15 protein-coding genes are annotated in these 12,484 nt (G+C 26.6%); 1 reads left to right on the plus strand and 14 read right to left on the minus strand.

The window, feature by feature from the left end; translation table 11 throughout:
• Window positions 1-303: 303 nt before the first annotated feature.
• The 6 genes from tsaD to EXC62_RS00240 all read right to left on the minus strand — a co-directional run bounded on the left by tsaD (window position 304) and on the right by EXC62_RS00240 (window position 5,615).
• Complete coding sequence (gene tsaD / locus EXC62_RS00215) at window positions 304-1,299, minus strand: tRNA (adenosine(37)-N6)-threonylcarbamoyltransferase complex transferase subunit TsaD (protein ID WP_026390546.1); 996 nt, start codon at window positions 1,297-1,299, stop codon at window positions 304-306.
• Window positions 1,300-1,302: 3 nt separating this feature from the next.
• Complete coding sequence (gene rimI, locus EXC62_RS00220) at window positions 1,303-1,731, minus strand: ribosomal protein S18-alanine N-acetyltransferase (RefSeq protein WP_026390545.1); 429 nt, start codon at window positions 1,729-1,731, stop codon at window positions 1,303-1,305.
• On the minus strand, window positions 1,706-2,287 hold the full coding sequence (gene tsaB, locus EXC62_RS00225) for a tRNA (adenosine(37)-N6)-threonylcarbamoyltransferase complex dimerization subunit type 1 TsaB (RefSeq protein ID WP_162140214.1): 582 nt from the start codon (window positions 2,285-2,287) through the stop codon (window positions 1,706-1,708). Before tsaB ends, rimI begins: the two co-directional genes overlap by 26 nt.
• Window positions 2,284-2,736, minus strand: coding sequence for a tRNA (adenosine(37)-N6)-threonylcarbamoyltransferase complex ATPase subunit type 1 TsaE (gene tsaE / locus EXC62_RS00230; RefSeq protein WP_162140213.1), 453 nt, complete (start codon window positions 2,734-2,736; stop codon window positions 2,284-2,286). The genes tsaB and tsaE overlap by 4 nt, the downstream gene beginning before the upstream one ends.
• Window positions 2,711-3,058: a S1 RNA-binding domain-containing protein gene (locus EXC62_RS00235; RefSeq protein WP_026390542.1), complete on the minus strand. Its 348-nt coding sequence runs from the start codon at window positions 3,056-3,058 to the stop codon at window positions 2,711-2,713. The genes tsaE and EXC62_RS00235 overlap by 26 nt, the downstream gene beginning before the upstream one ends.
• 832 nt (window positions 3,059-3,890) lie before the next feature.
• Complete coding sequence (locus tag EXC62_RS00240; protein ID WP_026390541.1) at window positions 3,891-5,615, minus strand: hypothetical protein; 1,725 nt, start codon at window positions 5,613-5,615, stop codon at window positions 3,891-3,893.
• A gap of 265 nt (window positions 5,616-5,880) precedes the next feature.
• Here EXC62_RS00240 and EXC62_RS00245 point away from each other — a divergent pair, with 265 nt between their 5' ends.
• Window positions 5,881-7,047 carry an IS110 family RNA-guided transposase gene (locus EXC62_RS00245; RefSeq protein WP_035375737.1) on the plus strand — a complete coding sequence of 389 codons (1,167 nt, stop codon included), beginning with the start codon at window positions 5,881-5,883 and terminating at the stop codon, window positions 7,045-7,047.
• A 211-nt stretch (window positions 7,048-7,258) separates the two neighbouring features.
• On the opposite strand, the gene EXC62_RS00250 is transcribed toward EXC62_RS00245, so the two are convergent.
• The 8 genes from EXC62_RS00250 to EXC62_RS08745 form a co-directional block, all read right to left on the minus strand.
• Window positions 7,259-8,407, minus strand: a complete 1,149-nt coding sequence (locus tag EXC62_RS00250) for an HAAS signaling domain-containing protein (RefSeq protein WP_162140212.1) — start codon at window positions 8,405-8,407, stop codon at window positions 7,259-7,261.
• The gene (locus EXC62_RS00255) at window positions 8,397-8,720 is read right to left on the minus strand and encodes a PadR family transcriptional regulator (RefSeq protein WP_026390538.1); all 324 of its coding nucleotides are present in this window, start codon (window positions 8,718-8,720) and stop codon (window positions 8,397-8,399) included. Before EXC62_RS00255 ends, EXC62_RS00250 begins: the two co-directional genes overlap by 11 nt.
• Window positions 8,721-8,812: 92 nt before the next feature.
• Complete coding sequence (locus EXC62_RS00260; protein ID WP_026390537.1) at window positions 8,813-9,646, minus strand: DegV family protein; 834 nt, start codon at window positions 9,644-9,646, stop codon at window positions 8,813-8,815.
• A gap of 15 nt (window positions 9,647-9,661) precedes the next feature.
• A complete protein-coding gene (locus EXC62_RS00265) occupies window positions 9,662-9,889 on the minus strand; it encodes a NifU family protein (protein WP_026390536.1) in 228 nt (75 codons plus the stop codon).
• Window positions 9,882-10,184, minus strand: coding sequence for a YutD-like domain-containing protein (locus tag EXC62_RS00270; protein ID WP_162140211.1), 303 nt, complete (start codon window positions 10,182-10,184; stop codon window positions 9,882-9,884). Before EXC62_RS00270 ends, EXC62_RS00265 begins: the two co-directional genes overlap by 8 nt.
• Window positions 10,185-10,193: 9 nt before the next feature.
• Window positions 10,194-10,709, minus strand: a complete 516-nt coding sequence (locus tag EXC62_RS00275; RefSeq protein WP_026390535.1) for a 5-formyltetrahydrofolate cyclo-ligase — start codon at window positions 10,707-10,709, stop codon at window positions 10,194-10,196.
• A complete protein-coding gene (locus EXC62_RS00280) occupies window positions 10,702-12,288 on the minus strand; it encodes a sensor domain-containing diguanylate cyclase (protein ID WP_026390534.1) in 1,587 nt (528 codons plus the stop codon). The genes EXC62_RS00275 and EXC62_RS00280 overlap by 8 nt, the downstream gene beginning before the upstream one ends.
• A 20-nt stretch (window positions 12,289-12,308) precedes the next feature.
• A complete protein-coding gene (locus EXC62_RS08745) occupies window positions 12,309-12,479 on the minus strand; it encodes a hypothetical protein (protein ID WP_156907464.1) in 171 nt (56 codons plus the stop codon).
• Between the last annotated feature and the right edge of the window lie 5 nt (window positions 12,480-12,484).

Below are 12,484 nucleotides of genomic sequence, written 5' to 3' on the forward strand. Positions count from 1 at the left end.
CTCCTTTTGCTGTAATATTATATTATTTTTAATGAAAAAGCAAACACTTTGAATGTTAAAGTAATTAAATATTGTTGAATTATTTTCATTCTTCTTTCCAAGATAAAAAATCATAACATTATGACAATATTATAAATATAAAAACTATGAATACTTTTTCAAGATTGTAACCCATTATTAAAATTATAGTTATGCTTTTGATTACTCTTTTCACTATTTTTTCTCTTATTTAAAAAGCAATTTTCATAATCATTTGATAGATTCTTGTAATAATAAAAAAACATTCCAAAAAGGAATGCCATTTTAATATTCATCTTTAGTTGAAAAGCCTTTAACCAAGTAATTATGTGTTGGTTCTTCATGTTTTATTTGTTCAAATGCTGCTGCTGCAATCATTGCCGCATTATCTGTACAATATTTAAAACTTGGAATAACTATTTCATAACCTTCTACTTCATTAAATATTCTTTCTCTTAAACTCTTGTTTGCTGCAACACCACCTGCAAGAATTATTTGCTTAACTTTAAAATTTTCTGCTGCAAGCTTAGTTTTAGAAATTAAAACATCAATAACACTATTTTGGAAAGAAGCACACATATCATTAATATTTACTTCTTCACCCTTTTGATTTAAATTATGAACCTTATTTATAACAGCACTTTTTAATCCTGAAAAACTAAAGTCATAACTATCTTTCTCTAACGTAACTCTTGGAAGGTCATATGTATCTTTACCTTCTTTTGCTAATCTATCAACAACAGGTCCTCCTGGATATGATAAACCAAGTGTTCTAGCTACTTTATCATAAGCTTCACCTACTGCATCATCAAGAGTCGATCCAATTATTTTAAAATCAAAATGATCTTTCATATAAATAAGTTCAGTATGTCCTCCACTAACTAATAATGCTAAAAGTGGAAATTTCATTTCATTTTCAATACTTGATGCATAAATATGTCCAATTAAATGGTTAACACCAATGATTGGTTTATTATGTGCAAAAGCAAATGCAGTTGCTGCATTAATACCTACTAATAATGAACCAATTAAACCTGGACCTTTTGTCACAGCAACTAAATCAATATCTTTAATGTCAATATTTGCATTAGTAATTGCTTCATTAAAAACTTTCGTTACATGAGCTACATGGTTTCTACTTGCTATTTCAGGGACAACTCCACCATATAGTTTATGAATATCTATTTGAGATAGTACAACATGTGATAATACTTCTTTTCCATCTTTTAAGATTGCTACACTAGTTTCATCACAACTACTCTCTACTGCTAAAATTATCATTATTTACACTTCCTTCATTAATACTAAAGCATCTTCATTTTCATAATAGTTCTTTCTTGTATATGCTTTTAAAAAACCATTTTTAGTATAGAAGCGTTTAGCCTTAGTATTACTCTTTCTCACTTCAAGAGAAATATTTTTAACATTTAATTTTGTAATATATTCCAAACAGTAATCAAAAAGTTCTTGACCATACCCTTGATTTTGATGATTGGTACTAATAACAAAATTCATCATCTCAGCAGAATCATCATAAATTCTAAATCCAATATATCCAATTATTTCATTATTAATCAAATAAACAAAATAATGGGCAAATGGGTTAACATTTAATTCATCATATAAAAAATCAATTCCTAATGTATTTCCTAAAACTTTACTTTCGATTTGTGTGACTTTAACAATATCACTTATGATCATTTTTCTTATCATAGTTAGTTTCTGCTTCCGTCTTTCTTAAGTAATTTGGTTCAAGCTCATGAATATTTTCATTTAAAATTGAGTTTTCACTTACTAAATGTAAGTCAACTTTAATTGTTTCTGGTGTTATAACAATTAAATTTTTCTCATTTTTAATTTCATCAAATGATAAATAATCATCTTCCATAATTGTTTTTCCATTTTCAAATTTACCAACAAAATAATACCCTCTTCTTGCATCAATTGCTGATAATACATTTTGATATCCTGTTGATAATAAATTTAAGCTGCTAATTGTTTTTAGTTTAATATTTTTCGTATAAGCAAGCATCTTAGCAACAGTTACTGCAACTCTTGCTCCCGTATATGAACCTGGGCCAACACCAACTATGATTGTTTCAATATCGTCAATTTTAAGATTATTTTTTTCTAGTAAATCCTTAATCATTTCTACTACATATGCTGCATTATCATTCTTACCAATTCTAGTTATATAGTCAGCTTCTTTTTCATTAATTAATCCGATATATAAAAGATTAGTTGATGCATCAATAATTAATTCTTTCATATTTTATCTATTACCTCTTTATAATTACCTTGATATGTTATTTCAAATTCACGATAGTCATTATTACCCGTTATTGAAATTTTAATGAATTCTTTTGGTAATAATTCTATAACTTGAAATGGCCATTCAATAACAACAACGCTATCTAAATCATCAACATATTCTTCTAAATCAAAATCCATACCAACTTCTGTTAAACGATATAAATCTAGATGGTATAATTTTTTAGAATTATTTTCATATTCTTTTAAAATAGTAAATGTTGGACTCGTTATAGTTGATTTAATCCCTAGTCCTTCGGCAATTCCTTTCGTTAGAGTTGTTTTGCCTGCTGCAAGATCACCATCAAGTAAAATAACTATATGCCTATCTCCAATAGCTTTTCCAATCCTTATTCCTAGATCAATTGTTTCATGATAACTATTAGTCTTTACTATCATCTTTTTCATTTTCCTTCTTCTTTTCTAAAATCCATTTAGGTAATTGTCTATTTAAAGAATGAAATCCAATTTTCATTGGAACACTTTTTACTATTTTCTTGTGGATATGATGATTTCTCTTGTAACTTAGTTTTAATCTATTTTCATCACAAACTTCTAAAACAAGTAAATCAACCAAATCTCCAACCATAAAAATCTGCTCAATACTATTAATATATTGATCAGATATTTCCGAAATATGGACTAGACCTTCATATTCGCCACAATTGACAAACATACCATAGTCTTGAAATCCAACTATTTTACATGTAATAACTTTATTCTTTTTCATATTAAAAACCTCATTTATAATTATAGCATAATTTAGTATTTATTAATTATTTTAAGTTTTCAATTTTTAAATATTATCAACAATTCCATATATAAAAATAGCAGATTACAATCTATCGTATTATTATCAAACAAACTAAATTACATTGGTGTTTTTAATAAATATATTAAAATAGATAAAAGTTTCTTAATCAATTCAATTTATTGAATCATTTTAAACTCACTATTTATTGTAAATAATATTTTCTCATATAAAAAAACAAACTAATTTTGAGTTTTATCGTCTTCTAAACAAACCAGAAGTAATCTAAAATTATCTCTTGCTAGTTTTAAAAAACCTTTAATTACTTCAAACACTAGATATCAAAAATTAGCATAAATTATTGCAATTTCACTCATAACATAAATTTTTAAACTCTTATATATACAATAATCACCAATATTGTAAAATTCAAAGATTAGTACTTATTATTATTTGCAGCGTTAGCGATTTTATCAAGACTATATTAGAATATTTGAAGTTTCTTTTAATGCTTTTAAAACTATATCATTTCTTTACTTAACAGTTTTTTTGTATTATTACGTAAAAAAACAAGTATTGTTATATTTCAAACTTTACTTGTTTTGCATGTTTATTTATTATCCACAATCTTTCAGTATTTTCAACAAAAATAATAGTATCTACAAATAAACTAAAAGTAATATATATGAAAAAATAACCTTATTCTTACAATTCTAAAATTAAAAAATCTTACTAAATTCCACTTTATCAAACCTTTATTTATAACTACAAAATATTTACTTAATTATGGATTTTAGAATCCATTTAGAACTTACTTGTAACCAAACTTTATATCACCAATAACAATTCTGCCTAAATTTCTTGTCCCATTTGGATCATCATGTTCAAGAATAATTCTAAGTTTTGATATACTGCCAAAAGAAAAATAATATTTTTTAGAATTGTCTTTACCTCGTAATATATCATACATTACAAAATTGTAATGTTTTCGCCATACTTTTCCATCAAAAACTTCAATATACATCCTTGAATTATTATCATGTAGGTTTTCACTACTTCCCCACATTGATAAACTTATATCCATACTAGTTATTTTAACATTAGAAAACTCATAATCAATAAAAGCTTTTCCAGCATTTTTCTTATTAGAAGAAAGGACTAGGTATTTTTCTTGTGGTTTATTATTAGAATCGTAGCTTTGTACATATCCACTTCTCAATCTCGTAATTTTTAAGTCGTTTTGTTCAATAAAGGAATGTTTAGTTTCTCTTGAATCAAAAAAATATTGACCTGGAAATCCATAAAAATGTGGATTAATTGATTTAAAATTTTCTACTTCTTCAGTAACTATTACTCCCCATAAGCTACCATCAATTAATGCTTCCATATCTAAATACGTATACTTATTTTGACTATAACCAAAATTTGGTCTTGTTAAAAACATTATATCCTCATGTTTTTCCCCATTATCATCGATTGTTATCCATTTTTCATATCCGTATATTCCAAAATAATGTGATGAATAATTCGTAATATCTTTAAGCCACGAATAACTATCAGTCATAAGTGACGTCCAAACAACTACAGGCATACCTTTGTTTATAGACTCATATATTGCATTTATTTTAGTTGCGTTTTTATTAAGCAAATTATAATGACTTATTTTAAAAGAATCCTCATAACCATAACTTTTTAAAGTCATTTTTAATCCTTTAATATAATCGGTAGGTTCGCAAAAAGTTGATTTATCACCAATACCAATCTCATATGTTTTTGTGTTACTAAAAACTCTTGTTGCTAAATCAACTCTTTCATTAAATTCTTGTGGTGTATCAGTAGCAATAACATTATCTCTTGCATTTGATAGAATTCTTTTATATCCTTTATACCTACCTAAAAAATCTAAATGTCCAATCATAGACAATGGTCCACATCCACCATACGAACTTTTAATACCACTATTCTCTTTAGCTTTTGCTAAATCACCATTTGTAATTTCCATATCTGCATATGTTATTCTTCCTTGTACTTCTACTGGAATACCGTTAGTGATATCATTTATATTCTTCATTTCTTTACTATAAGTAGTTATTCCGTTATATTTTGCAAGCAAGTAATCATCAATTGTTTTTATTATAATACTCCTGCTAAATGCATATTGAGCTATAAAATGTTCATCATTAACAATGATTTCATCATAATTCCATATCTTACCATCACTATCTTTCTTCCAACCTTGAAAAAGCAAATTCATGACTCCCCCATTAATATTTACTTTTTTTGTTGGTGCCGTAATATACGGCAGTACTTCGTATCTTTCATATACACGAGGCTCCATATACTTAGATCCATTTAATTCGCCACCGTTCAAATCAAATGTAACAGTGCACTTAGTCACTGTATCATAATCATCATATCCATTCACTGAATTTAGAACAATGGAATCGCTTTGTACTAGATCGTAATCTTTATTTTCTTTACTAGTGAAAATAAACAAAACAATAATCATTTGAATAATTAATAGTATTTTTCTCATTTTTTCCTTGTATACTCTATTTATGATTATAGTAGTTAAACGAGTATACATTCCTTTCTTATATTTTTATACTATAATCTATATATGGTACTGTGGATTTGGTTCATTTTTTTGTAGCTTTGACTACCCTAAGGAGACTCTTACCACAGTCCTATTTTTTAACTAGCAATAAGTTATTTAGCGCATGACGCTCGATCACAAGAATATAGGAAATAGGATCTCGTGTGCAAACAACAGTGCCAAATAAATTAAAGAGGTGATTCATATGTATCTAGTCGGTATCGACATCGCTAAATACAGCCACCAGTGTTTTATGGCTACAACACATGGTGAAGTTATCAATGAATTTTCATTTGATAATAATTATAACGGGTTTAAGTTACTACTTAAACATTTAAGTGCTCTAGATCAATCTTTAGAAATAAAAATAGGTCTTGAAGCTACAGGACACTACGGCAATACTTTAAAACAATCATTAAGTGCACACGGTTATACCTTCTTAGAGTTTAACCCTTATCTTGCCAAACAGTTTTTTAAATCCACCACGATAAGAAAAACTAAAACCGACAAGGTTGATGCACGATTATTATCAAGTATGTTAGCGTCTGTAGACTACAAGACCTTACATACTAAATATTACCATATTAATGAATTAAAATCACTTACTAGAACTAGAAGTAGTTTAATTGACTCTAGATCAAATACTTTAGTACAAATAACTAACGCTCTAGATATTATCTTTCCAGAGTTTAAATCTCATTTTAACAATAGATTAGGCCTTACAGCGCTTTATATTCTAAAGAAGTATAAAACTCCTGAAAGAATAAGTAAATTGTCTAAAGACCAATTTGAAGCAATTTCAAATAAATCAATGGGTAAATTTACCTATCCAAAGTTTTTAAAACTTAAGGAATTAGCTAGTGATACCATTGGTATAAAATCCAATTCTATCGTTACAGTAATGTTAGTTCACATTGATTTATTCCATTCCATTAATAATAATATTGAAATGCTAGAAACTGAAATTAAATCTATAATGAATTTAACAAATTGTAAAATGATTACTATTCCAGGTATATCTTTGATGTCTGCCGCTACTATACTTGGTGAAGTGACGGATTTTAATAACTTTTCTAATCCTTCCAAATTAATAGCATTTACAGGTTTTGATATAGCAATACATCAATCAGGCGAATCCATGTCTCATGGTAGATTAGTTAAACGCAGCTCTTCTTTACTTCGAAAGACTATTTGGAATTTAGTCATCGGAAGTATTAGATTAATACCTGAAATAACTGAATATTATCATAAGAAGCGTGCTGAAGGAAAACATCGTAATGTTATTTTTTCAGCAATATCTCGTAAACTAATTCGCATCATATATCATTTAGAAACTAATAACATTAATTACGATAAAACTAAGATTAGATAAATATTACATAGCCAATTATTTATTTAATAAATCCTTTTTTATTAACCTAATACTTTCAATTAGGTTTTTTCGTCTTTATATATTTATTTACTTGACTTATTAATAGTTATCTCCTTATTTTATCTACCACAATTATTTAATTCATATATACCTACTTTACATTACAATTATATCATAATTAAATTAAAATTAACGAAAAATTAACTTAATATCAATCTTTTATTTTTTCCCTCTTTGATTCTATAATTTTACTTTCTCCTTCTAAAACACCTATTATTGGAATAAGTAAAAATGCCAACCAAGATATTTGCCAAGCAGCATAGAAATATCCAAAACTGAAGAACAATGCAAGAGCTATAAATGGAGTTATTGATGTCATTCTAAATTTGTTTTTTTGACTTGATTCAATAACTACAGCAAAAATTGGGATTAATAATAACACTTGCCAAATATATATCCAATTTTTAAAGATAACTCCTAAAACAACAAATGCAGCAATAATAAGAACTGAAAGCATTGTAAATAAAATAGTTTTTTTACTTTTGTCAATTTCAATTGTTACATTAATATGGTCTGTCCATATTCCAATAACTAATGGAATAAAGAATGAACAAAGTGCTAATGGTATAGTTACTTTACTAAAAACTAAAACAATGTATAAAATAATTGCAGTTATTGCACTTATAAAAAAGATTATTTCTTTTGGTTTATTTTTATCTCTAAATAATGGTGTAGAAAGAATAACTAATAAAAAGAATAACCACGCATATTTCCATTCAAGTATTCCAAAGTATGTTACTAAAAATGCTGCAATTATTCCAATAAAAACACTTAGACCAGCAACTTTATTTTTAAATGATTCTTTATCAGTTAAAACACCCAATATTGGAATAAGTAAAAATATCAACCATGTCGGATGCCAAACATTAAAGAAATGACCTATTAGTATATAAGTTGCAGTAGTAAGAAATGGTGACATTCCTAATAACGTATTTAATAAATTTTTTCCAGAAAACATTACACCAGAAAGTGGGACAAAAAGAAATACTAGCCATGTTGGATGCCATACTTTTGTAAAATACCCTATTAAAACAAATGCTAATACTGAAATAAAAGGTGAAACAGCAATTGCTTTTGATTTCCAAGTTTCTTCTTTAATTGTTATAACAGTATTTCTAATATTTTTATAAATTGTTCTTGGTCTTCCTAATCTTTCTATTATTTCTTCTTCAGATAAACCACGATTACTATATTCTTCATAGAACTCTTGATAATCAGCAATAATCTCATCAATTTGATTTTTACTAACATCTTTATCTTCTAAATATTCTCTTAATTCTTCAATAAATTTATTTTTCATTTGTCTCTCCTCCTAATATACTATTAACTTCATTTAAGAAGTTTTTCCATTCTTCTAAATTTGTTTTCAATGATTCACGCCCTTGATCAGTAATCTGATAATACTTTCTTGGTGCACCATTATTTGTTTCTTTTTGGTATGTCACAAATAATCCTTGTGTTGTTAGTCTTCTAAGTAATGGATAAACGGTATTCTCATTAACATCAAGTTTATCATTTAATGTTTCCATAACTTCAAAGCCATACATATCTTTATCATTTATTATTTTTAAAACACAAAGTTCAATGATTCCTTTTTTAAACTGAGTAGTCATTTTTACCTCCTATTGTGTATTGCACAATACTATTATATATTATATATGTGCATTACACAATACCAAAATAAAAAAAAGAGAATTACTCTCTTTTACTTGGTCACTAAATATATTCCCATTCCACCAAGACCAACATGGGCTGATATTACAGGACTTAAAATACCTTTTATCTGAACATTAACTTTTCCATTATTAATGTTATTAATAGTTTCTTCTAATGTTTTAGCATATTCGATATTATCAACATAAGTAATTCTTACAATTACATCACTATCTGAAATAAGGCTTACAACTTGTTCTTTTATATATTTAAAAACTGCCATTAAACCTCTTACTTTAGCTTCAACTGTTAAAACACCTTCCTTAAATCTTAAGATTGGTTTTATTTTTAATATACTTCCAATTAAAGCAGATACTTTACCTAATCGACCATTCTTCACAAGTGTAGATAAATCATCAACACTAAAAATTAATGATCCTTTAGTAATAATCTCGTTTATATGGTCAATAACTTCATTAACTTCCATACCTTTATTTGCAAGTTTCAAAGCTTCTTCTAAAATATAATCAGAACCAACACTTGCAGTTTTAGTATCAATTATAAAAATATTCTCATTTTCTAAAATACCTTTAGCAACATTTGCTCCATTTATAGTTCCACTTAGGGCACTTGATATTGTTAAACAAATAACATAATCATATCCATTTGAAAATTGTTTTTCAAATGCATCAACAAACATACTTGGCGCTGGCTGGCTTGTTTTAACATCTCTTTTTTCTTTCATTGTATTAACAACTATTTCATTACTAAACTCACCTTCAACATATTCATATCCATTAATTATTACTTTTAATGGCACTATTGATACATCTTCGTTTCCTTTATAACCAAATGTTGAATCAACAACAAAACCAATTTTTCTCATGAATTATTTCTCCTTTTATAAACTTACAACTCCAATTACACCTGGAACATTTTCTAATAACATACGTTCAATTCCCTCTTTTAATGTTATATCAATCGCGATACACCCATCACAAGCACCCATCATTTTTACGTATACAACGCCATCTTCAATTTTTAGTAACTCTATGTCTCCACCATCTCTTACAAGATATGGACGTACCTTATCTAGTAGAGATAGAACTTGTTCTTCTGTTTCATTCATCTACATTAATCTCCTTATCATCATTATTTTCTTTATATCTTTTTAATATATAATAAGCCGAGTTATAATTACATGATTCATTTATATAATCTGGGATTGCTCTAAATCCCCTTGGACTTTTTGAATCAGAATTAAATCCTTTTATACGTAAAAGACCAGATGCTATATCTCCAACAAGATATTGATATCTATCAAAAGCAACATCAACATATTTCTCATTAAAAGCTGTTAAATCAAATGCTTCACGATAATTTTTAATTAATTCAAATTTCCCATGTTCTGTTTCAATAACCATGTCTTCCTCCTAATTACTTATATAATCATCAAGAGCAATATCCCATAAATCTTCATTAAAGTTTAATTCATAATTATCAAATAAAACTCCAATTTTTATTTTAGGTTGGTACTCTTTAATAAACTTATCATAAAATCCTTTTCCATAGCCTAATCGATAGTTATTTTTGTTTTTAGCTAAGCAGGATATTATCAATAAATCTATTTCTTTATCAACTATTTTTCCATTTTTTGGTTCTTTAATTCCAAATTTACTTATTATCCATTTTGTTTTTTCATCAACAATTACGAACTCCATTTTATCTTCTTTAATCCTTGGATAAGCAAATTTTGCATATTGATGTTTAAGTGTCGATATATCAACTTCGCTACCAAATGGAGCATATACTCCAATTATTTTTGCAGTTCTATATCTAATATCTTTCTCAATCTTTTGAATAATAATTTTACTTTTAATAATTCTTATTCCAAAATCTAAATTGTCTCGGTGATTGATTGCTAGTGTTCTTGCTTCTTTCTTATTCATTATTAACTAAATCCTTATAGAAAACACCATGATGAGAAAAACTTGGATTCTTAGCAATCTTTAATGCTTCTTCAGCTGCTTGATATAAATGTTCTTCTTTAACAGCATCTTCTTTACTTACAGAAACTCCTGCAAAAACTTCAAGTTCACTTTGAATTGATCCATAACGCATTGATAGATTTAGGAATGTTTCATTTGATCTTATTCCTTTTTGAACAAAATCCATCTTTCTTGGATCAGTGATTAAAACAACAAATTTTAAACCTGACATTCGATATACTCCGCCATTTTCAGTGACAAATGAACTATACATTTTATTGATATATTCAGCCATAAGCATATTGCCGACTTCCCATCCATATTCTTCATTTATTTTCGGAATATTTTTTAGTTCAATCAATAAAACATAGAAATAATTATCTTTATCAATAAGTTTTTTCATTTTAACTAATAATTCATGATAATTACCTAAATGATCTAAAACTTCAATGTTTGTTGATCTAAAATGTTTCGCATTTATTGGATTTAATGTTCCCATAATTGTCGTTGTTGTATGATCATCGAAAATTCTTTTTCCACGTTCTTCAACCCAAATGTAATTACCATCTTTTAAAATTCGATATTTCAAATAATATTGTTGTTTAGAAAGGCTTAATTCACCAATTACTGATAAATATGTTGTTAGATCTTCTGGATGGAATAATTTTCTAAAATCATTTAATTCCAGCGTATTATCTGGCAGATTAAGTATTTGAACTAATGCATCGCTTGCCCAAATTATTCTTTGATCTAAATCAATATAGAATAATCCTTCTTTACTAATCTCTAAAGTAGCAATAAATTTAAGTTTAATACTTTCTAAGTCTTTATTACTTTCACTTAATTTCTTTTCAACACCTAATAAATCAAAATCAGTTTTTCTTTCACCAACAACAATTCTTCCTTTAAATTTACCAAGTACAAATACTGGTTGCATCATTAATTTGAAAATAACTTGCTTACCTTCAGAGTTTAAAATCACATGTTCTTCAACAAAATCATCACCAATTTGAGCTTTTTTACGATACTCTTTATAATAGTTTTCTAAAGCACGATTGTTAATTTCTGTTCCATTAAACTGAATAAATCTAATTGTTTTATTAAAAACATTAAACAATTTTTTTCCAATCACTTCTTCTTTTTCCATATTTATTTCATCTAAAAAACTTTGTGAAATATCTTTTATTCTTTCATTTTTATCAACAACATAATAAGCATTCCATTTACTCTCTTTAATAGATTTAACAAATAACTGATAATGATTAGCTTTTAATATTGATGTTTTAAACGATGTTATAAAGACAACGAAATAGAAAACATAAACAAATATTGAATAATATGAATATACTTGTTCATAGATTTTTTTAGATTCAATATATGGTTTATAGACAATTAAGACCACTATTGCAATTGTAATATTCAAAAAAGCAAGTGCAATACTTTTCTTAAGTAACTTTTCACTTTGAATACTTTGAATAATAACCATAAACAAAGTAAATACAGTCATTATTAGTGGAAATATTGGATCTTGTAAAAACATTTAGATCATCTCCTTGATTTTTAATAGAAATATATAAAATATATAACGAATATTGTTATTACAAAAGCTAATATATATAATACATATTTATGTTTACTTGCAAACTTAGTAATTCTTTCGGTTATTCCAGAGGTTCCAAATCTTCTGAATGGTTCAATTATAAATAATAATATTTTTTTAATTATTTCCATATTCA

The sequence above is a fragment of the Haploplasma axanthum genome, assembly GCF_900660745.1.
In the GTDB taxonomy this organism is placed as follows: Bacteria; Bacillota_I; Bacilli_A; order Acholeplasmatales; family Acholeplasmataceae; genus Haploplasma; species Haploplasma axanthum.